This is a genomic window from Sphingomonas sp. AC522 (genome assembly GCF_979258125.1).
Window position 1 is genome coordinate 1,024,211 of the sequence record NZ_OZ409836.1, and the last position, 20,384, is coordinate 1,044,594.

A 20,384-nucleotide genomic window follows, 5' to 3' on the forward strand; every position below is an offset into this window, starting at 1 on the left:
CGGATATCTAGCCGAAAGCGCTGGGCCGGGGTAGGGGCGGGGCAAGAACAGGAGAGAAGGCATGAAGACCGTTGGCGTGATCGGTGCGGGGCAGATGGGCGCGGGGATCGCGCAGGTGTCGGCGCAGGCCGGCTACCGCGTATTGCTGTCGGACATGGACCAGGCCCGCGCCGAGGCCGGCAAGGCTGGGATCGCCAAACAACTCGCCCGCGCGGTCGAAAAGGAAAAGATCACCCAGGCCGATATGGATTCGGCGCTGGGCAACATCGAGTGCGTCGGCGGCGTCGATGCCTTTGCCCCCTGCGATCTCGTCATCGAAGCCGCGACCGAGCGCGAGGCGATCAAGCGCCAGATCTTCGAGAATGTCGGCAAAGTGCTCGGGCCGGACGCGATCCTCGCCAGCAACACCTCGTCGATCCCGATCACGCGGCTGGCCCAGGCCTCGCCCGATCCGGCGCGCTTCATGGGCGTCCACTTCTTCAATCCAGTACCCGTCATGGGCCTGATCGAGCTGATCCGCGGCCTCGCCACCTCGGATGCCACCGTGGCTGCGGTCGAGAAGTTCGGCCAGTCGCTCGGCAAGCGCATCGTCCACGCCAATGATGCGCCCGGATTCATCGTCAATCGCGTGCTGATGCCGATGCTCAACGAAGCCTGCTTCGCGCTCGGCGAAGGCGTGGCGACGATCCCCGATATCGATGCCGCGTGCCAGCTCGGCCTAAACCATCCGATGGGCCCGTTCACGCTCGCCGACTTTATCGGCCTCGATACCTGTCTAGAAATCACCAAAGTCCTCTTCGAAGGCACCGGTGACCCCAAATTCCGCCCCGCGCCCCTCCTCGTCAAATATGTCGAAGCGGGCTGGTACGGCCGCAAGACCAAGCGCGGTTTCTATGATTATAACGGAGCCGAGCCCGTTCCCACTCGCTAGGAGCAAGCCCCATGAAGACGCTGCTGATTGCCGCCGCCGCATTCGTTCTTCCCGCGAGGCATGGGCCCAGGCGACACCCGCGCCTACGCCCGCCCCGGCCTACGGCACGCCCATCGGCCTCGATGCGGCGCAGGCGCTGATCGACAAGGCAATCGCCGCGGGCAGAGCGCGGGGCTTCCGCATGGCTATCGCCGTGGTCGAGCCCTCGGGTGAGTTGGTCGCCTTCGCCAAGATGGACGACACCCAATACGGCTCAATCTACGTCGCGCAGAAAAAAGCCGAGACCTCGGCGCGCTATCGTGGCGCGACCAGTGCGATGGAGGCGCGGACCCTTGCGGGCCGCACGATCACGCTCGCCAATGCGGATTCGCTCCCCATCGCCGGCGGCATTCCGATCGTGGCGGGCGGCAAGATCATCGGCGCGATCGGCGTCTCCGGCGCTGCAGCGGCCGAAGACGACGAGATCGCCAAGGCCGCGTTAGTAGGGCAGCAATAGCCCCGCCAGCGCCGCCGACATCAGGTTCGCCAGGCTGCCCGCGATCAATGCACGGATGCCGAGCTTGGCAATCATCGGCCGCTGATTGGGCGCGAGGCTTCCGGTCGCAGCCATCTGGATCGCGATCGAGCTGAAATTCGCGAAGCCGCACAAGGCGAAGGTGATGATCGCCACGGTGCGCGGCGCCAGATCCTTCATCGTGCCCAAATCGATGAACGCGACGAATTCGTTGAGCACCAGCTTGGTGCCGAACAATCCGCCCGCCGAGACCGCCTCGTGCCACGAGATGCCGAGCAGATACATGACCGGCGCGAACACCGCGCCGATGATCTTCTGGAAGCTCAGATCGGTGAGATAGGTCTGTGCCCAGCCCTGGAAGCCGGTCCCGAAGGTCGCCGAATGCGCCACGACCCAATTGCCCAGGCCGCCGAGAAGTCCGTTGGCTAGCGCCACCAGCGCCACGAACGCCAGCACCATCGCGCCGACCGCAACCGCGATCTTAACGCCGGTCGATGCCCCAGTCGCCGCCGCCATGATCAGGTTCGCGGCCTTTTCTTCCTCGACTTCTTCCTCCACCGCCTTGATCACCTGATCTTCTGCAGGCGCATCCTCGAGCGGCAGCTCGCCATCCTTGGGCAGGATTTCGTCGGGCATCATCATCTTGGCCATCAACAGGCCGCCGGGCGCCGCCATGAACGAAGCTGCGAGCAGATAGGGCAGGGACTGCGGGCCAAGCAGGCTGGCATAGGCCGCAAGGATCGTCCCTGCGACGCCTGCCATGCCCACGGTCATCACCGCGAAGAGCTGCGAAGGCGTAAGCCGCGCCAGATAAGGCCGGATCACCAGCGGCGATTCGCTCTGCCCAACGAAGATGTTGGCCGCCGAGCATAGCGATTCGACCTTGGTAACGCCCACGACCTTCTCGATCGCCCCGCCGATCCAGCGGATCAAGAACTGCATGATGCCGAGATGATAGAGGATCGAGACCAAGGCCGCGAAGAAGATGATCACTGGCAGCGCCGCAATCGCAAAGCTGTTGCCACCGAGCTCGGGCTTGGCGAGCGAACCGAACAGGAAGCTCGTGCCCGCGCCCGCATAGCCGAGCAATGCGCTCACCCCTCCGGAGAGGCTATGGATCGCAGCGACGCCCCAGCTGGTGCGCAGCACGATGATGGCGATGCCGGCCTGAAGCAGAAATGCTGCGCCGACCACGCGGATGCGAATCGCGCGGCGGTTGCTCGAAAGCGCGAAGGCAATGGCGAGGATCGCCAATATGCCGAAAATGCCGATGGGGAACTGGTTCATTTGGACCTCTTTGCGGCGCGTTCAGCGAGGATTTCACGGCCCTTGGCAAGCGGCAGCGCATCGCCCAGCGATTTGCTGGCGGGCTGCGAGGCACCCTTGGAACAGGCGAATTTCAGGATCGTCTCGCCCTGCGTGCCAGGATCGGTTCCGTCCCACTCGTCCGCCATGTCTGCCGGGGCATCATGCATCAAGGCAGCGTCGAACATTTCGCCGGTCAACATCCGCGATTTCGAAGTGCTGCATGCGAACTCGACGACGAAGCGATAGGCAGCAACGCCGTCCTTATCGGCGGCCAGCACCGAGAACATCGAGGCTTCGATATTGCCCGCCGCATTGGCGCGGATGCTGTCCTTGTCGATGAAGGTGATGTTGCTGCCTTTGGCATCGGCATCGACCAAATACCAATCGCTGCTCGGTGCGGCGGTGGCGCCGAGCGACAGGGCGATTGCTGAAACTAGTGAAAACATGCGTCCCCCGGATTCCCGCAAGGCGCGGGGAATAGCGGGAAGCTTGGCGCGGCGGCGGTCCGAACGCAAGTGGTGCCCGCGCAGCACCGGGGCTTGCAGCGCCCGGAATTGGCGCTAGCGTCCGCGCATGGCCACGAACCCTCCCGCGCTCCAGCGCTCGCTCTTCGTCCTTTCGATCTTCTATGGCGGCATGGTCTGCATAGCGGGCGTGCTCGGCAACAAGCAGGTCTCGCTGGGGCCGCTTTCCGAAATCGGAAATTGGGTTGGAACGGGGCCGCTCGCGGTCGAGGCCGGCATCTTCGCGTTCCTGCTGCTGGTCGCGGTATCGAGCGCAATCGCGGAGCTGCACGGACCGGATACCGCCAAGAAGCTGGTGCTGTGGGGCTTCGTGCCACTGCTCACCTCGGTGGTGCTGTCCTGGCTCGTGCATGCACTTCCCGCAGCATCGGGAATGCAGCCCGAAGGGTTGGCAGCGGTCCAGTATGTTTTGGGCGCAACGTGGCGCATCTGGCTGGGCGGGATCGTGGCCTATGGCATTTCGCAGATCCTCAACGTCACGATCTTCGGCGCGCTCAAGCGTAGTGGCGGGGGCCTGCTCTGGCTGCGATCAGCCGTGGCCAGTGTGCTAAGCCAGATCACCGATACGCTGATATTCGTGACCATTGCCTTTTACGGCGTCTTCCCGATCGGCGAATTGCTGGTTGGTCAGATGTTGGCCAAGGTGGTGCTGTCGATCCTGCTGGTGCCGCTGCTGATCTACGCGTTCGTCGCCATCGGCCGTGCGCTGGATAGACGCCCGGCCTGACCGGGCCTAAAGGGCCGCGATGACCAACGCACCCGACCCCGCACTGCTCGCCAAGGCGGAAACGCTTACTGAGGCTTTGCCCTATCTGCAGCGCTATGCGGGCGCCACGTTCGTCGTGAAATATGGCGGCCACGCCATGGGCGACCCCGAGCTGGCGCGCGACTTCGCCGAGGATGTCGTGCTGCTTCAGGCAGTGGGGATCAATCCCATCGTCGTGCATGGCGGGGGGCCGCAGATCGGCGCGATGCTCAAGCGGCTCGGCGTCGAATCGCAGTTCGTCGGCGGCCTGCGCGTCACCGATGCCGAGACCGCACGGATCGCCGAAATGGTGCTGGCCGGCAGCATCAACAAGGAAATCGTCGGCTGGATCGGCCAGGCCGGCGGCCGCGCGGTCGGCATCTCGGGCAAGGATGCCGGGCTGGTCACCGCCGAGAAGGTGAAGCGCGCCGAAGCCGATACACTGCAGGGCATCGAGCGCCATGTCGATCTCGGGTTTGTAGGCGAGCCGGTCGCAGTCGATCCGTCGATCCTTTCCAGCCTGGCGCGCGAAAAGGTGATCCCCGTGATCGCGCCGATCGCATTGGGTGCCGACGGGCACACCTATAATATCAACGCCGATACGATGGCTGGCGCGATCGCCGGCGCATGCGGCGCGGCGCGCTTCTTTCTGCTGACCGATGTGGCGGGCGTGCTCGACAAGTCAGGCGCGCTGCTCACCGATCTAGACCCTGCGGGCATCGCCGCGCTCAAGGCCGACGGCACGATCTCCGGCGGCATGATTCCCAAGGTCGAGACCTGCGTTGCAGCGGTCGAGGCCGGTGTGGACGCCGCGGTCATCCTCGACGGCCGCGTGCCGCATGCGATGCTGCTCGAGATATTCACGCGCCAGGGCGTCGGCACGCTGGTGCACGCCTGAGCTTGGCACCAGGCCTGCTTTTCCTATATCTCGGCCAAAACCGGCGTCGCGGAGACTATATTGACCCCCATCCTGATCATGCTCCTGCAAATCCTGCAGCTGCTGCTGACCGTGGTCACCTGGATCATCATCGCCCACGCGATCATGTCGTGGCTGATCGGGTTCAACGTCATCAACACCTATAACGAGTTCGTCCGCACGATCTGGACCGCGCTCGAGCGGATCACTCGGCCGATCTACGATCCGGTGCGGAAGATCATGCCCGATTTCGGCGCACTCGATCTGAGCCCGCTGGTCGTGCTGCTGATCCTATACATCCTCAACAATTATGTGCTGCGAACGGCGATCGAGCAGCTTGCCAGCGCGGGCTATTGAGCCTCACAACGCTGGCGGGAGCCGCTCTCGGCCTCTATGGCGGCGGGCATGACGGCTGAGATCATCGACGGAAAGGCCTTCGCGGCCGGATTGCGCGCTCGCGTGGGCGCGTTGACTGCGGAATTCACGCCGCAGGCGGGCCGCGCCCCAGGGCTGGCAGTGGTGCTGGTCGGCGAGGACCCGGCCTCCGCGGTCTATGTCCGCTCGAAGGGCAAGGCGACGCGCGAAGCCGGGATGGAGAGCTTCGAGCATCGCCTTTCCGCGGAGACCAGGCAGGAGGCGCTGATCGCGCTGGTCGACAAGCTCAATGCCGATCCCGCGGTCGATGGAATCCTCGTCCAATTGCCGCTGCCCAACCATATCGACGAGCAGGCCGTGCTCACCCGGATCAGCCCCGACAAGGATGTCGACGGTTTTCATCCGGTCAATGCCGGCCGCCTCGCCACCGGCCTCCACGGTTTCGTGCCCTGCACGCCGCTCGGTTGCCTGATGCTGCTTCAGGACCGGCTCGGTGACTTGTCCGGCCTCGATGCAGTCGTGGTCGGCCGCTCGAACATCGTCGGCAAGCCGATGGCGGCATTGCTTACCAAGGCTAATTGCACCGTCACCATCGCGCACTCGCGCACCCGCGATCTGCAGCGCCACCTTCGCCACGCCGACGTGGTCGTTGCCGCGGTCGGCATTCCGCATTTCGTCAAGGGCGAGTGGCTCAAGCCGGGCGCGGTCGTGATCGATGTCGGCATCAACCGGACCGAAGAAGGATTGGTCGGCGACGTGGATTTCGCAGGTGCGATGCAGGTTGCGAGCGCAGTCACCCCAGTGCCGGGCGGCGTCGGCCCGATGACGATCGCGGTATTGCTCCGCAACACCCTCGTCGCGGCACATCGCAACGCAAAGGTGCGGCTCGAAAAGGGAGCGATCTAGATGCTGTTCCTGCTGCTGGCCGCCGCCGATCCCGACACGAGCGCAGTCGAGGCCGAACGCGCCTTCGCCCGCGCCGCGCAGGCCAGGGGGCAATGGACCGCCTTCCGCGAATTCGCTGCGCCGGATGCGGTGATGTTTGTGCCGCACCCAACCAACGCTCAAGCTTGGCTCAAGGACCGTAAGGATCCGCCGAATTCCGTCGAATGGTGGCCGACTGCGAGCTATGTGTCCTGCTCGGGCACTGTGGCGGTCAATACCGGCGGGTGGACTCGCGCCGATGGCAGCGTTGGATATTTCTCGACGGTCTGGACCCGGCGAAACGACGGCAGTTGGAAATGGCAATTCGACGGTGGCGATGCGCTGGCCGTTGCTCGTCCTCGAACGACGCAGCCGAAGGTTGTGCGGGCGTCCTGTGGCGGAAGGCCGGAGATCGACATGGGCGGCTGCCTTTCTGATGATGACCTAGGCGTGGGTTGCTACGCAGCCAAGGACCAGTCTCTGCAGGCCCATTGGACCTACGCGTCCGGCCGCCGCACGTTCACCGTTTCGATCTGGAACGGTCATCGCTGGGAAGAGATGCTCAGCGACACTGTATCCGAGCCGACTCAATGATCGAGCTTTTCGTCTCCAGCTTCATCACCTTCTTCGTGGTGATAGATCCCCCCGGCTGCGCGCCGATCTTCGCCGGACTGACTTCGGGCACGAGTGCGACGCATCGCCGCGTGATGGCGGTGCGCGCGGTGCTGGTCGCCTCGATAATCCTGTTCGGCTTCGCATTGTTTGGCGAAGCATTGCTCGGCGCGCTCGGCATCAGCCTCAATGCGTTCAAGATCGCCGGCGGGATCATGCTGTTCCTGATCGCGCTCGAAATGGTGTTCGAGAAGCGCACCGAGCGGCGCGAGGACCGGGCCGAGAAGGTCAAGGCCTCTGAGGAAGCGGCGGACATCTCGATCTTCCCGATGGCAATGCCGATGATCGCCGGTCCGGGCTCGATCGCCTCGGTGATGCTGCTGATGAGCCAGAATGACGGGATCGAGCGATCGGCCGCGGTGCTCGGCGCGATGGTCGCGATCCTGGCGTTGACGCTGGTCGCATTGCTCGCCGCCGGACCGATCATGCGGCTGGTCGGCGCCAAGATCGAAGCAGTGATCTCGCGGCTGCTGGGCGTGTTGCTGGGCGCGCTCGCCACCCAGTTCGTGATCGACGGGATCAGGGCATCGCTGGTTGCGGGGGCGGCATTCTCGGGCGGCCATTGACCGGCGCGTCGGGCACTTCCGGCAGCACCGCCCGGATCTTCCACAATTTGAACGGCGCATTGGGCGCAAGCTTCACGGGCTCGAGCCAGTTCGGCACCTGCCCCTTGACCAGCTGCGCGTAAAAGCCGTTCGGCGCGCGCGAGCGATACAAGGTCGTCTCGGACATGTCGGGGCAGACCAACAGATAATCCGCCTTATGCGCCGCCAGGATCGCGCGCGCCGCATCGGGCGTGCCGGTAAAGGCATGATGCACGTCGAGGATCGCGCGACCGTTGCGGTGATAGGGTCCCGCCACGCCGTTATGATGCGTGACGGTGATCAGGCGCGGCCCCATGTCGACATGGCTGAACATCGTCGCGCGCGGGACTGCGTTAAGCGTCCGTAGCGCCGAGAAGCGTGCGCAGGCGGCATTGGCCTGGCCGACCTTGTCGGCGCCCGAGCCCGGCTTCGAGCCGCTGGGCAGATAGGGCAGGACAAAGCCGGCAAACAGGCCCGACACCACCAGGAACGCCGCCACCGATCCGATCACGCGCACCGCCACCCAGCGTTGCCTGAGGAACCAGGGGACCACCACCCAGGCGAGCGCGCAAGCGCCTGCTACGCTGAGCATCTGCGCCGCGGGTCCGGCGCGGACCTGCCAGAGCAGCATTGCCCCGGCGAAGGTCGTGAACAGCGCGATCGCCGCCCAGCCGACCATTGCCTCGGTCCCGCGCGCGCGCCAGGTCGCGACGCATGCGCCGATGATCCCGATCACCGGCAACACCGCTATCGGGAAAGCGGTCTTGAGGTTGTGCCGATAGATCGGCCGCGCCTCGCGGACATTGTTGAGCCAGGTATTGGCAAGCTCGTCCGAAACCTGCTCGGGACGGCCCAGGCATTGCGGGAAGAAATAGACGAAGCCCGCGACGATCGCCACGCCCGCCATCGCACCCAGCGCCAGTCGGACCAGGCGGTTGCCCGGATTGAGCCGGCCGATCAGGAACAGCAACGTCCCCGCGACGACCATCACCGAAAGCCATACGGGAGTCAGCGCGTCGCAGCGCATGACCTGATTGGCATTCGATGCGAACGCCGCGAAACCGAGGGCCGATCCGCCCGCAAGCGTCAGGCCATAGACCATCATCCGCCGGGCCTCGGCGGCTTCCCAGATCCAGCGCAGCGCGATGATCGCGCCCGCCATCGCGCAATAAGGCAGCATCTCGAGGCCGATGGTGAGCGAAAAGGCGCTCGAAATGCCCACGGTCGCGCCGCCGCGAGCACGGCGCGGATCGGCGAGCCCGGCCACGGTCATCGCCAGGGCAGCGAGCTGCCAGCCATGATGATCGATGCGCAGCGGCGCATACATGGTCATGGTCGAGGTGCAGCCGAGCAGGATGATCATTGCCAGCGGCCACGCATAAGGCGCGATCAGCCGGCGTACGGTGAGCGTCAGCCCGGTCATCGTGACGGCGAGCGGCAGCAGCGGCGCGATCCCGCACGCCCAGCGCTCGGCCTGCGCCACCCCGAGGAACGGCTTGAGCGCGAGGATCAGAGCCGCGATCGGCAGATCGGGCAGGCGCGACCAATGAATGTCGAACCCACCATTGGCCGGATCGAGGCGATAGTTGCGAAGATCGTACCAGCCTTGTCCGCCGAGCCAGGCGCGGACCTGCATCAATCGCATATTGTCGTCGGTGTCGCCGAGCATCAGCCAATAGATGTTGGCCTGGCGCTGGACGAGGAACCACGCCGCGACGCACGCCCAGAAGACCAGCATCCAGCGCCACCATTGGCGGCTCAATTCGTCCTCGATGCGGAACCCGCCCAAATGCCCGAGCTTCAAAATCGCTTCCCTCGCCAGTCTCCTGCCATTACGGCGGCCCCCACTTCCGGGGCAAGCGATTGTGACTTCAATAGTTCGGCGAATCGAGACGATGCGGGCGAGCGGTATGCTCGGCCAGTTGCTGCGCTTCGGCATCGCCGGGGGCATGGCGACTGCCCTCTACACCGCCGTCTATTCGCCGCTCGCGGGATTCAAGATCACGTCCGAGCAGGTCGCCAATATCTGCGGCTATCTGGTCGCGATGGGCTCGGGCTATCTCATGCATAGCAAGTGGAGCTTCCGCGGCCACGGTGCCGAGGCGTCGCAGACCACCTGGCGCTTCTTCGTGGTGTCGCTGGTCAGCCTGGCGATCAACTCGGCATTCGTCTGGCTGCTGACCGACGATGCAATGCTGGCCGGCCCTTGGTGGTGGCCGCTTATCCCGATATTGTTCGTGACGCCGCTCATCACGTTCGCACTCAACCGCTTTTGGGTATTCGGCTAAATGGACCGCGTTGTTTACGACCGCATGGCTGCGCATGATACTACGCACTGGTGGTATCGCGCGCGCCGCGAGATCCTCTCCGATTTCCTCAAGCGATGGGGCGGGGTGCCCGATCGGGCGCACATCCTCGAGATCGGCTGCGGCACCGGCCACAACCTCCCGATGCTGGCGCAGTTCGGCGATGTCGATGCGATCGAGATCGACGAGACTGCCGCCGCCAAGGCCAGCGAGCGGCTGGGCAAGGCAATCGGTTCTTCGCCGCTTCCCGAGCTCGATGGAGTCGCTCCCAACAGCTACGATCTGGTCGCGGTGCTCGACGTGGTCGAGCATGTCGAAGACGATGTCGCCGCGCTCAAGGCGATGGCGCGGGCGCTCAAGCCGGGCGGTCAGATCCTGATCACCGTTCCCGCGCATCAATGGATGTGGAGCGCGCACGATGTCGTGAACCATCACAAGCGCCGCTATTCGAAGAAGACGCTGATCGCTGCGCTCGATGCCGCCGGCCTTCAATACCGCAAGCTCGGCTGGTTCAATTCGCTGCTCTTCCCGGTTGCCGTCGCGGCGCGTTTTGCAGGTAAGCTTATGGGCAAGGACGACAGCGACGATTCGCCCCCGCCCAAGCTGCTCAACACTGCCTTCGAGAAGATCTTCGGGCTCGAACGTCACTTGGTCGGGCGATTGCCCTTGCCGCCGGGGCTGTCGCTGATCGTGCTCGCTTCGCCCAAATAATCCTCAGCGAATTCGCGCGCCTCGGCGCTGTCTTCGAAGCGATAGCCAAGTCGGGCATGCCCCATCACTGGGCCAGTGACGTCCGCGACCAGATAGAGCGGCCGCCGCTTCGATTCGACATAGAGCCGCCCGAGATACTCGCCGATCATTCCCAGCACGAACATCTGCACCGCGCCGAGCACGACGACGACCAGCATCAGCGAGGTCCAGCCGGCAATGGCGTGGCCGAACAGCCAGCCGCCAAGGATGTAGAGCACCAGCAGCGCCGATGCCGCAGTCAGCACCAGCCCGGCATGGCTGGCAAAGCGCAAGGGCGCAGTCGAGAAGCCGGTAACGGCGTCGAATGCCAGGCGCATCATCTTCGAAAGCGGATATTTGGTGTCGCCAGCGTGCCGCTCGTGCCGGTCATAGGGGAAGGGCACCTGCTTGAACCCAACCCAGGCGACCATCCCGCGGATGAAGCGCGCCTGTTCGGGCAATGATAAAAAGGCGTCGAGTGCGCGCCGGCTCATCAGTCGGAAATCGCCGGTGTCGAGCGGGATCGGCGTATCGGTAATCCGGTCGAGCATTCGGTAAAAAACCGCCGCAGTCGCCTTCTTGAACAGGCTTTCGCCCTCACGCTTGCGCCGCACCGCATAGACCACGTCGGCACCTTGCGACTTCATCGCGGCGCGCATGTCGGTCAGCAATTCGGGCGGGTCCTGCAAATCGGCATCGATCACCAGAATCTGCTCGCCCGCGCACAGATCGAGCCCAGCGGTCAGCGCGAGCTGGTGGCCATGGTTGCGCGACAGGTTGATCGCGACCAGCCGCGGATCGGTGAGCGACAGGCGCTGCATCACTTGCCAGCTCGCATCGCGCGAACCGTCGTTGATCAGCACGATCTCGTAATCCTTGCCGACCGCTGCCTCCGCCGCCGCCGAGACGCGCGCATGCAACATCTCGAGGCACGCCTCCTCATTGTAGCAGGGGATGACGACGGAAAGCTGAGGCCTCTTCATGGGCTCGCGTCTTAGCGATGTTGCCGTCGTGCGTCGAGCAGGACAGGGGGACTAGGCCCGCTCCGCCGAGCTCACCACATCGGCCGCCCGCAGTGCCGCCAGCAGCCGCATCAGATGCGCGGCATTGCGTACTTCGAGTTCGATCGCGTTGGTGTGGAAAGTGGTGTCGCGATTGTCCATCCGCATGCCCAGGATATTGGCCTTGTGCTGGCCGATCAGCGTGGCGATCGCGCCCAGTGCGCCGGGCTCGTTCTTGAGGGTGACGGCGATCCGGGCGACTCCGCCTTCAGCCTTCTCGCCCCAGGTCAGGTCGATCCAGTCTTCCTCGTCGCTGTCCGCCAGATTTGCACATTCGATCGCATGGACTTCGATCGGCTTGCCCGGGCGGCGCAGCCCGACGATGCGGTCGCCGGGGATCGGCCGGCAATCGACGGCAAAGTCGAACGCTACTCCGGGAGTCAGCCCCTTGATGTCGATCGCATGCTTTTGCGGCGGATGCTCGTGTTCGTCGCCGGTGGCCGAGCCCGGCATCACCGCTTCCATCACTTGCGCGTCGGTGAGCTTGCGCCGCGCGATCGCTTCCATCAGTGCGCTCGCGTCGGGCAGCTTCAGACGCTTCAAGGCATCCTTGAGCGCGCTGTCGCCCACCGGTGCGGGTAGCCGGGTGACGATCTCGTCATAGAGCTTGCGCCCCAGCCGCATCGTCTCGTCGCGTTCCTTGTGGCGGATGTGCCGGCGGATTGCCGCGCGCGCCTTGCCGGTAATCGCGAAGTTTAGCCAATTGGCCTGCGGCTCCTGTGCCTTGGAGCGCAGGATCGAAACCTGGTCGCCCTGCTCGATCACGGTGCGCAGCGGCACGACTTGGCCGTTGATCTTGGCGCCTACTGCCTGGTCGCCGATGTTCGAGTGCACGCCATAAGCGAAGTCGATCGGAGTTGCGCCCTTGGGAAGCTGGATCAATTCGCCCGCAGGGGTGAAGGCGAAGATGCGATCCTGGTACATTGCCATCTTGGTATGTTCGAGCAGCTCCTCGGGGCTGTCGGCATGTTCCAGGATTTCGATGAGGTCGCGAATCCAGCTCACCTGGGTGTCGGGCCGTACTGCGTCCTGCTTATAGGCCCAGTGCGCGGCGAGGCCGTATTCGGCCTGGGCATGCATGTCGCCGGTGCGGATCTGAATTTCGACGCGCGTGTCCCCGGCATGGATGATCGTCGTGTGAAGCGAGCGATAGCCGTTGCGCTTGGGAGTGGAGATGTAGTCCTTGAACCGCCCCGGCACCATCGGCCAGCGCCGGTGGATCACCCCCAACGCGCGATAGCATTCCTCTTCCGTGGCCACGGTCGCGCGAAACGCCATGATGTCGGAGAGCTGTTCGAGGCTGACATGCCGCTCGGACATCTTCTTCCAGATCGAGAAAGGATGCTTCTCGCGTCCCGAGACCTCGGCCTCGATCCCGCCGCGCGACAGCAGCAATTTGAGCCCCGACCCGATCTTGGCGATCCGGTCCTCGCCCTCGACCTTTAGCGCTTCCAGCCGCTTGGTGATCGATTCATACGCCTCGGGCTCGAGCTCGCGAAAGGCGAGGCTCTGCATCTCCTTCATGAATTCGTACATGCCGATCCGCTCGGCGAGCGGGGCATAGATATCCATCGTCTCGCGGGCGATGCGCTTGCGCTTGTCGGGATTCTTGATGTGGTGGAGCGTGCGCATATTGTGCAGCCGGTCGGCCAGCTTGACCAGCAGCACGCGAATGTCGTCGGACATCGCCAGCAGGAACTTGCGGAGGTTTTCGGCGGCGCGCTCGGTGTCGGTCTGTGCCTCGATCTTGGAGAGCTTGGTAACCCCGTCGACCATGCGCGCGACGTTGTCGCCGAACAGCGCCTGGATCTGCTCGGGCGTGGCGACGGTATCCTCGATCGTGTCGTGGAGGATCGCCGTGGCGATGGTCTCGTCGTCGAGATGCAGGTCGGTGAGGATGCCGGCGACTTCGATCGGATGGCTGAAATAGGGATCGCCCGATGCGCGCTTCTGGCTGCCATGTGCCGCGACCGAAAACACATAGGCGCGGTTGAGCATCGCCTCGTCGGCGTCCGGATCGTAGCTCAGTACCCGATCGACCAGTTCATATTGCCGCAGCACAGGACTAATTGGGGTCCTGTGCTGCTGCATTGCAATGATTTTTAGGAATTAGCGCGCCTTGGCGTTGCACTTTGCGAGCGCTGCCTCGTCGAACTGGGTGCCGTTGGCGCGGAAGGCGGTCAGCGTGCCGACTTCACGAACGACGAGCTCGCAGACAATGTTGTCGCGCGCATCGGCCTTGGCCGCGACGCAGACGCCTTCGCCGCACTTCCATACGGTCGAGCGGCTGACGATGCTGGTCTTGGCGGGAGCCGCTGCCGGAGTGGCCGAATAATAGCCGCGCGTTGCGCCCTGGGCGAAGCCGGTCGCAGGGGTGAGCGCCAGCGTAGCCGCGGCTGCTGCCGCGACGGCAATAAAACGGTTCATGACAAGTCCTCCTGGGGATGTGCTTGCAACTAGGTTGCGAAACACCACCTAATTGACACTAGGGTAAGTTGCAAGCAGAAACTGTTGCTGCGCCGCAATAAGTTAATCCGTTCCGAAAGCACGGAAAATGGAGTATGCCAAGATCATGGGTGTCAACAAATTGCGAGAGGACCTCTCGGCGCTGTGCAGTCTGCCTGCCGCGCTTGAGGCGATGGGGGAACGCTGGTCGTTCCTGATTCTCCGCGGCTCGTTCAACGGGCTCCACCATTTCGAGGAATTCCAGTCCGAGCTTGGCATTGCGCGTAATATCCTGGCGAACCGGCTTGCGCGGCTGGTCGATCACGGCATCCTCGAGCGCGCGCCCTGTGCCGACGATCGCCGCAAGGTCGAGTATCGCCTCACCGATAAGGGCTTTGCCTTACTTCCGACGATGGTCGCGCTGCGCCAATGGGGCGAGCGCTGGGAAACCGGCGTTCCCGCCACGCCGATCCTGGTCGATGCCCGCGATGGCCAGCCGATCCGCCAGGTCGAAGTGCTCAGTCATGACGGCCGCGCTTTGACCAAGGCCGATCTTCACTGGGCGCTGCCCGAGGACGTCGAGACGGCCCAGGCCGCGGAGTAGGCTGCTGCGGCTTCCAAGGTAGGAAATGGCATGCTCTGCTCGCCGCCGCTCTTGTGAACGGTCGAGATCAACCAGATGCCTGCGCGAAACATCATTTCACTGGGGCGCAACGAAATTGCCGAAAGCACGGGAAAAGTGAGAAGCTAAGCGCCGCGGCGCCCGCGAATCAGCCCGCCTTCGCGCCGCCAGTATTGACTCCCATCGACTGGAGATACTTCTTCACGTTGCGCGCCGCCTGGCGAAGGCGCTGCTCGTTCTCGACCATCGCGATGCGGACAAAGCCCTCGCCATTCTCGCCATAACCGACCCCCGGCGCGACCGCGACCTTGGCGTGGCTGAGCAATTGCTTGGAGAACTCCAAGCTGCCGAGATGGGCCAGCGCCGGAGGCAGCGGCGCCCAGGCGAACATGCTCGCGGGCGGGGCGGGCACGTCCCAGCCGGCACGGCCGAAGCTCTCGACCAGCACGTCGCGGCGCTTGTGATAGAGTTCGCGGTTGCGCTCGACGATATCCTGCGGTCCGTTGAGCGCGGCGCAGGCGGCCGCCTGGATCGGAGTGAAGGCGCCGTAATCGAGATACGACTTCACCCGCGTCATCGCCGCGATCAGCTGCTTGTTGCCAACCGCAAAGCCCATCCGCCAGCCGGCCATCGAATAGGTCTTGCTGAGCGAGGTGAATTCGATCGCGACGTCCTTGGCGCCCTTGACCTGCAGGATCGAGACCGTCGGCTTGCCGTCATAATAAAGCTCGGAATAGGCCAGGTCGGAAATGATCCAGACCTGGTTCTCCTTCGCCCAGGCGACCAAGCGCTCGTAGAAAGCCAAGTCGACCGTTTCCGCAGTGGGATTGGACGGGTAGTTGACCACCAGGATCGAGGGGCGCGGCACGGTGAAGGCAATCGCGCGATCGAGGCTGTCGAAATAGGCTTCGTCCGGAGTAGTCGGCACTGCGCGGATCGTCGCGCCGGCGAGGATAAACCCGAAAGTGTGGATCGGGTAGCTGGGGTTGGGCGCCAGCACGACGTCGCCCGGTGCAGTGATCGCCGTGGCGAGGCTTGCCAAGCCTTCCTTCGATCCCATCGTCACTACGACTTCGGTCTCCGGATCGACATCTACGCCGAAACGCCGCCCGTAATAATTGGCTTGCGCCCGGCGCAGGCCGGGAATGCCCTTGGACTGCGAATAGCCATGCGCATCGGGCTTGCGCGCCACCTCGCAGAGCTTTTCGATCACATGCGGCGGCGGCGGCAGATCGGGATTGCCCATGCCGAGATCGATGATGTCCTCGCCCCCCGCCCGTGCCGCGGCCCGCATCGCGTTGACTTCGGCGATGACATAAGGGGGCAGGCGCTTGATGCGGTAGAACTCTTCGGACATTCGCGATCCTTTCAGCGTTCCGCACCTCTACGCGACCAGGCCGGGATCGTCACCCCAGCGAAAGCTGGCATCTCGTGAAGAATAATGCTGCACGAGATGCCAGCTTTCGCTGAGATGACGGTTCGGAGTAAAGCTGGCGCAATAGGAGAGACGCATGGCCGAGACCCCAACGCCGACCCCAAGCCTCGAAGATCTCCAGCACTGGACATGGGTGCTCGGCAAGGCGCAGCAGATGATGCTCGAACAGGGTCTGGACGTGATGCAGAAGGCGCCTGCCAATCCGGCTTTCGCGCCGATGCTCGACCCCGCCGCGGCGATCCGCGCGAGCGCGGACTTTTGGGCGGATACGATGCAGCTGTGGCAGCGCTTCCTCGATCCTTCGCGTGCCCAGCCCTTCGAGGAGACTCCCGAGCAGGCGCGCGACAAACGCTTCAAGGCCCCGCAATGGCGCGAGGAACCGGTGTTCGACTTCCTCCGCCAGAGCTATTTCACCATTGCCGATCATTTGCTGAAGGGCGTCGATGCGCTTGAAGGCGTCGAGCCCAAGCAGAAGGACCAGATCCGCTTCGCCACCAAGGGCTTTATCGACGCAGTCAGCCCGACCAATTTCCCCGCGACCAATCCGCAGGTGCTCGAGAAGATCGTCGAAACCAAGGGCGAAAGCCTCTTGAAGGGCCTTCAGCACATGCTGTCGGATATCCAGAAAGGCCAGATGACGCAGACCGCCGAGGGTGCGTTCGAGCTCGGCCGAAATCTGGCGATGACTCCCGGCAAGGTCGTCAAGCGCACCGATCTCTACGAGCTAATTCAATATTCGCCGACCACCGAACAAGTCTTCAAGACGCCGCTGATCATCTTCCCGCCCTGGATCAACCGCTTCTACATCCTGGATCTCACGCCTGAGAAGAGCTTCATCGCCTGGGCGGTGTCGCAGGGCCTCACGGTGTTCATCGTCTCGTGGAAATCGGCCGACGCCAGCATGAAGGACGTCCGCTGGGACGATTATGTCGAGGCGGGCCAGATCGATGCGATCGATACCGTGCGCGAATTGCTCGGCGTCGAAGCGGTGCACGCGATCGGCTATTGCGTCGCGGGCACGACGTTGGCCGCAACCCTCGCGGTGCTGGCGGCGAGGGGCGGGAAGGACAAGGTCGCCTCCGCCACTTTCTTCACCGCGCAAGTCGATTTCTCCGAAGCCGGCGACTTGCAGATGTTCATCGACGACGATCAGTTGGCGCTGATTCAGTCGCTGGGCGGGGAGGGGTTCCTTGACGGCCGCTACATGGCGACAACCTTCAACCTGCTGCGCGGCCGCGACCTGATCTGGAACTACGTCACCAACAATTATCTGATGGGGCAGGACTATGCGCCCTTCGACCTGCTCCACTGGAATTCGGACGTCACCAACCTGCCTGCAGGCTGGCATCTCGATTACCTCCGCGACCTCTACCGCGACAACAAGCTCGTCCAAGCCGGGGCAATGGCGATCCACGGCACGCCGCTGGATTTGTCTAAGGTGGCTACGCCAACCTACGTCCAGGCGGGTCGCGAGGACCATATCGCGCCTGCCGCGAGCGTCTGGAAGATCACCCATCATTTCAAGGGGCCGATCCAGTTTGTGCTTGCGGGGTCTGGGCACATAGCCGGGGTGGTCAACCCGCCGTCAGCCGGCAAATACCAATATTGGACCAATGACGAGAAGGTCGAGACGCTCGCCGAGTTCGTTGCCGGCGCCAAGGAAACTAAGGGCAGCTGGTGGCCACATTGGATTGGCTGGATCGAAGAGTTGGACGGCACCAAAGTGGCCGCAAAGGACGCACGTGTGCCTGGGAGGGGTAAGTTCAACGCTCTGGGAGATGCGCCCGGTACTTATGTCAGGACCCGCTGACGCCTCAATTCCCTAGCGTAATTGACATATGTTGCAGTGCACAAAAAACCTCTTGCAACGCAGCACGTGCTTGCATATATGCCGCACTGCAGCAATCAAGCAGGGAATGTCAGATGGCAAGCAAGGGAAAGAAGAACGGATCGGCCAAGGCCGCCGCTTCCAAGCCCGCAGCGCGTCCGATGGCCGCGCCCAAGGCAGTCGTTGCTGCGCCAAAGGCTGAGAAGCCCGTCCAGGCCGCGCCCGTCGAACCGCTTGTCACGGTTGTCGAGGCGCTGCCCGAGCCGGTCCCGGCCCTGGAAGCAGCACCGCAGGAAAAAGTAATCGAAACCGCCCAGGCAGTCGAAGCCGCGATCGAGCCCGTTCAGGAAGCCATCGCCCAGATCACCGCCCCGGCAACTCAGAAAGTGGAAACCATGATCGAAGCAAACACCGCAAAGGCCCAGGCCATGTTCACCGACTTCAACGATCGCAGCAAGGCGGCCGTCGAAAAGTCGACCAAGCTGATCGAAGACGCCAACGACTTCGCCAAGGGCAATGTCGAGGCGATCGTCGAGTCGAGCAAGATCGCAGCCAACGGCCTGCAGACGCTGGGTCAGGACGCCGCAGAGTATAGCCGCAAGTCGTTCGAGACCGCGACTGCCGCGCTCAAGACCTTCGCAACGGTCAAGTCGCCGACCGAGCTGTTCAAGCTCCAGAGCGATTTCTTCCGCACTTCGTTCGACTCGTATGTCGCCGAAGCTTCGAAGAACACCGAAGCGATGCTCAAGCTTGCCGGCGACGCCGCGCAGCCGCTGTCGGGCCGCTTCGCGCTCGCAGCCGAAAAGGTGAAGACCGCGGCGTAAGCCACGGACTTTCCGAACAGATAGAAAGGGCGGTCATCCCGAGGGGTGGCCGCCCTTTTCCTTTGCAACTTTTACCCTGCTAGTGTCGCGCCATGCTTCATACCCGTTCTCTTGCCGGCGCCGTCAAAGTCGATGGCGAGGAATATGCCTGGGAATTACGGCGTGAGCCGCAATGGTCCACGGTCGAGGGCTGGAAGGGCATGGAAGTCGCGCTGCGGCGATCCGACGCCAAGCGTGAGGCCCTGCTTGAGTTCCCGATGCCTAAGCGCGCAATGAAAGGCTCGTCGCAGCTGCAGCGTCCGCAGATCAATGACGCGCTGGCTGAAAACGGGGTGCGGGCGGCGCTGGCCGCGGGATGGGACCCAGGATCGCGTGGCAAGCCCGTGATTTTCATGGTGGATGCGGATGGCAACTAGCTGAAAGCGAAGCTCAGGCGACGGCTTGCCCTTGCCCTTCCATTCCCAAGCCCATATTTTCACGAGCGATGCAGCACATCACCGATTTCCAGATCCGCATGGCCGAAGATGGCGACGACGACCGCCAGGGGGACGATCCGTCGATCGGCCTCGCCACGCGTACTCGCACGCGCACCAAGCAGCCCACGCCCTATCGCGTGCTGATGCTCAACGACGATTACACACCGATGGAATTCGTCGTGCTGGTGCTCCAGCGCTTCTTCAAGATGGACATGGAGGCGGCGACGCGGGTGATGCTAGCGGTGCATCAGCGCGGCGTCGGCGTCTGCGGAGTCTTCAGCTATGAAGTCGCCGAGACCAAGGTGAGCCAGGTGATGGATTTCGCCCGGCAGAACCAGCATCCGCTGCAATGCACGATGGAAAAAGCCTGATCGGCTTGGGCGGGCCCAAGCCGCATCAGTTCGGCTTGGGCAGCCAGTTGAGGCTCAGCCCCTCATAGCGATTGACGTAATTGGCCGCGCGGCCGAGCCCCCGTTCGTCCAGCAGCGTGACCCGGCCTGCCTCGCGCGCGATCATCTTTTCTTCCTCGAGCTGGCGAAGCATGCGGTTGACGTGGACTGCGGTCAGCCCGGTGGCGTCGCCGATTTCTTCCTGCGTCAGCCCCAGCGCAAAGGCATTGGCCACACTCTTGTCGGTGGCACGCAGCCGGTTGCGCAATTCGAGCAACAGCGCAGCGATGCGTGCCTTGGCCGATGTGCGGCCGAGTGCGGCAAGCCGATCGGTTAGGGCGACGCGCTCGATCTGCGAATAGACCAGCACCATCGCCGCGAGCCGGGGATGCGCGAGCATCATCTCGGCCAGGGCCGCGCGGTCGAACGGGCTCACCACGCAGTCCGAAAGCGCGGCCAGCGTCTCGGGGGCTTCGCGATAGATCGCAGCGGATACGCAGAGCATGTCGCCGGGGAACAGGAAGCGGAGGATCTGCCGGCTGCCATCGGCGAGCAGCACATAGCTCATCATCAGGCCCTTGCGGAGGATGAACAGCTCGCCCGATGCTTCATTCTCACGCTGCAGCACCGCCCCGCGGCGCACAGGCCGCTGGCGTTCCTCCAACTTCACGAGCGCGTCTCGTTCGACTTCCGTCAGATCGATCAGTTCGCTCAGCACTTCGGCAAAACAACTACCGGACACGCGTTCGCTTCTCCCCACCGCTTATCTGTGAAGC

General features: G+C 63.7%; 24 protein-coding genes. 15 read left to right on the forward strand and 9 right to left on the reverse strand.

The genetic code is table 11. From position 1 onward, the window contains the following. Positions 1–61: 61 nt before the first annotated feature. The gene (locus tag ACZZZM_RS05250; RefSeq protein WP_463594056.1) at positions 62–931 is read left to right on the forward strand and encodes a 3-hydroxybutyryl-CoA dehydrogenase; all 870 of its coding nucleotides are present in this window, start codon (positions 62–64) and stop codon (positions 929–931) included. After that, complete coding sequence (locus ACZZZM_RS05255; RefSeq protein WP_463594057.1) at positions 894–1,427, forward strand: GlcG/HbpS family heme-binding protein; 534 nt, start codon at positions 894–896, stop codon at positions 1,425–1,427. Before ACZZZM_RS05250 ends, ACZZZM_RS05255 begins: the two co-directional genes overlap by 38 nt. Here ACZZZM_RS05255 and ACZZZM_RS05260 read toward each other — a convergent pair. Both ACZZZM_RS05260 and ACZZZM_RS05265 read right to left on the reverse strand, forming a co-directional pair. Continuing rightward, complete coding sequence (locus tag ACZZZM_RS05260; protein WP_463594058.1) at positions 1,410–2,732, reverse strand: NupC/NupG family nucleoside CNT transporter; 1,323 nt, start codon at positions 2,730–2,732, stop codon at positions 1,410–1,412. The genes ACZZZM_RS05255 and ACZZZM_RS05260 overlap by 18 nt on opposite strands. After that, positions 2,729–3,199, reverse strand: coding sequence for a surface-adhesin E family protein (locus tag ACZZZM_RS05265; protein ID WP_463594059.1), 471 nt, complete (start codon positions 3,197–3,199; stop codon positions 2,729–2,731). Before ACZZZM_RS05265 ends, ACZZZM_RS05260 begins: the two co-directional genes overlap by 4 nt. Before the next feature lie 127 nt (positions 3,200–3,326). Between ACZZZM_RS05265 and ACZZZM_RS05270 the strand changes: the two genes are divergently transcribed. From ACZZZM_RS05270 to ACZZZM_RS05295, 6 genes are all read left to right on the forward strand, one after another. Further along, entirely contained in the window at positions 3,327–4,004 is a 678-nt protein-coding gene (locus ACZZZM_RS05270) for a queuosine precursor transporter (protein ID WP_463594060.1), read from the forward strand. Positions 4,005–4,023: 19 nt separating this feature from the next. Continuing rightward, positions 4,024–4,920 (forward strand): acetylglutamate kinase, encoded by an 897-nt coding sequence (argB, locus tag ACZZZM_RS05275; RefSeq protein ID WP_463594061.1) that lies wholly within the window; start codon positions 4,024–4,026, stop codon positions 4,918–4,920. Positions 4,921–4,989: 69 nt separating this feature from the next. Continuing rightward, positions 4,990–5,295 carry a YggT family protein gene (locus tag ACZZZM_RS05280; protein WP_463596382.1) on the forward strand — a complete coding sequence of 102 codons (306 nt, stop codon included), beginning with the start codon at positions 4,990–4,992 and terminating at the stop codon, positions 5,293–5,295. A 48-nt stretch (positions 5,296–5,343) separates the two neighbouring features. Next, a complete protein-coding gene (gene folD / locus ACZZZM_RS05285) occupies positions 5,344–6,219 on the forward strand; it encodes a bifunctional methylenetetrahydrofolate dehydrogenase/methenyltetrahydrofolate cyclohydrolase FolD (RefSeq protein WP_463594062.1) in 876 nt (291 codons plus the stop codon). Continuing rightward, complete coding sequence (locus ACZZZM_RS05290; protein ID WP_463594063.1) at positions 6,220–6,831, forward strand: Cif family virulence factor; 612 nt, start codon at positions 6,220–6,222, stop codon at positions 6,829–6,831. After that, the gene (locus tag ACZZZM_RS05295; protein WP_463594064.1) at positions 6,828–7,475 is read left to right on the forward strand and encodes a MarC family protein; all 648 of its coding nucleotides are present in this window, start codon (positions 6,828–6,830) and stop codon (positions 7,473–7,475) included. Before ACZZZM_RS05290 ends, ACZZZM_RS05295 begins: the two co-directional genes overlap by 4 nt. On the opposite strand, the gene ACZZZM_RS05300 is transcribed toward ACZZZM_RS05295, so the two are convergent. Next, positions 7,429–9,231 carry an AcrB/AcrD/AcrF family protein gene (locus tag ACZZZM_RS05300; RefSeq protein ID WP_463596383.1) on the reverse strand — a complete coding sequence of 601 codons (1,803 nt, stop codon included), beginning with the start codon at positions 9,229–9,231 and terminating at the stop codon, positions 7,429–7,431. The genes ACZZZM_RS05295 and ACZZZM_RS05300 overlap by 47 nt on opposite strands. A 127-nt stretch (positions 9,232–9,358) precedes the next feature. Between ACZZZM_RS05300 and ACZZZM_RS05305 the strand changes: the two genes are divergently transcribed. Together ACZZZM_RS05305 and ACZZZM_RS05310 are read left to right on the forward strand one after the other, a co-directional pair. Continuing rightward, on the forward strand, positions 9,359–9,781 hold the full coding sequence (locus ACZZZM_RS05305; protein WP_463594065.1) for a GtrA family protein: 423 nt from the start codon (positions 9,359–9,361) through the stop codon (positions 9,779–9,781). After that, complete coding sequence (locus tag ACZZZM_RS05310) at positions 9,782–10,510, forward strand: class I SAM-dependent methyltransferase (RefSeq protein WP_463594066.1); 729 nt, start codon at positions 9,782–9,784, stop codon at positions 10,508–10,510. On the opposite strand, the gene ACZZZM_RS05315 is transcribed toward ACZZZM_RS05310, so the two are convergent. Genes ACZZZM_RS05315 through ACZZZM_RS05325 form a run of 3 tightly spaced genes read right to left on the reverse strand, consistent with a single transcriptional unit; the run spans position 10,444 to position 14,016 of the window. Next, complete coding sequence (locus tag ACZZZM_RS05315) at positions 10,444–11,511, reverse strand: glycosyltransferase family 2 protein (RefSeq protein WP_463594067.1); 1,068 nt, start codon at positions 11,509–11,511, stop codon at positions 10,444–10,446. The genes ACZZZM_RS05310 and ACZZZM_RS05315 overlap by 67 nt on opposite strands. A gap of 51 nt (positions 11,512–11,562) precedes the next feature. Further along, positions 11,563–13,650 (reverse strand): RelA/SpoT family protein, encoded by a 2,088-nt coding sequence (locus tag ACZZZM_RS05320; RefSeq protein WP_463594068.1) that lies wholly within the window; start codon positions 13,648–13,650, stop codon positions 11,563–11,565. Between the two features lie 48 nt (positions 13,651–13,698). Further along, positions 13,699–14,016, reverse strand: coding sequence for a CC_3452 family protein (locus ACZZZM_RS05325; protein ID WP_463594069.1), 318 nt, complete (start codon positions 14,014–14,016; stop codon positions 13,699–13,701). A 127-nt stretch (positions 14,017–14,143) separates the two neighbouring features. Between ACZZZM_RS05325 and ACZZZM_RS05330 the strand changes: the two genes are divergently transcribed. Next, the gene (locus ACZZZM_RS05330; RefSeq protein WP_463594070.1) at positions 14,144–14,638 is read left to right on the forward strand and encodes a winged helix-turn-helix transcriptional regulator; all 495 of its coding nucleotides are present in this window, start codon (positions 14,144–14,146) and stop codon (positions 14,636–14,638) included. Positions 14,639–14,804: 166 nt separating this feature from the next. Here ACZZZM_RS05330 and ACZZZM_RS05335 read toward each other — a convergent pair whose 3' ends face one another. Beyond that, positions 14,805–16,013, reverse strand: a complete 1,209-nt coding sequence (locus ACZZZM_RS05335; protein WP_463594071.1) for an LL-diaminopimelate aminotransferase — start codon at positions 16,011–16,013, stop codon at positions 14,805–14,807. A 27-nt stretch (positions 16,014–16,040) separates the two neighbouring features. Further along, on the reverse strand, positions 16,041–16,169 hold the full coding sequence (locus ACZZZM_RS05340) for a hypothetical protein (RefSeq protein ID WP_463594072.1): 129 nt from the start codon (positions 16,167–16,169) through the stop codon (positions 16,041–16,043). On the opposite strand from ACZZZM_RS05340, the gene ACZZZM_RS05345 reads away from it, so the two are divergent. The 4 genes from ACZZZM_RS05345 (at position 16,168) to clpS (ending at position 19,590) form a co-directional block, all read left to right on the forward strand. Further along, the gene (locus ACZZZM_RS05345; RefSeq protein ID WP_463594073.1) at positions 16,168–17,901 is read left to right on the forward strand and encodes a PHA/PHB synthase family protein; all 1,734 of its coding nucleotides are present in this window, start codon (positions 16,168–16,170) and stop codon (positions 17,899–17,901) included. The genes ACZZZM_RS05340 and ACZZZM_RS05345 overlap by 2 nt on opposite strands. 113 nt (positions 17,902–18,014) lie before the next feature. Then, on the forward strand, positions 18,015–18,743 hold the full coding sequence (locus tag ACZZZM_RS05350) for a phasin family protein (RefSeq protein WP_463594074.1): 729 nt from the start codon (positions 18,015–18,017) through the stop codon (positions 18,741–18,743). 92 nt (positions 18,744–18,835) lie between these two features. After that, positions 18,836–19,159 carry a hypothetical protein gene (locus ACZZZM_RS05355; RefSeq protein WP_463594075.1) on the forward strand — a complete coding sequence of 108 codons (324 nt, stop codon included), beginning with the start codon at positions 18,836–18,838 and terminating at the stop codon, positions 19,157–19,159. 98 nt (positions 19,160–19,257) lie between these two features. Beyond that, positions 19,258–19,590, forward strand: coding sequence for an ATP-dependent Clp protease adapter ClpS (gene clpS / locus ACZZZM_RS05360; protein ID WP_463596384.1), 333 nt, complete (start codon positions 19,258–19,260; stop codon positions 19,588–19,590). Between the two features lie 25 nt (positions 19,591–19,615). On the opposite strand, the gene ACZZZM_RS05365 is transcribed toward clpS, so the two are convergent. Next, on the reverse strand, positions 19,616–20,350 hold the full coding sequence (locus ACZZZM_RS05365; protein WP_463594076.1) for a Crp/Fnr family transcriptional regulator: 735 nt from the start codon (positions 20,348–20,350) through the stop codon (positions 19,616–19,618). Positions 20,351–20,384 lie beyond the last annotated feature (34 nt).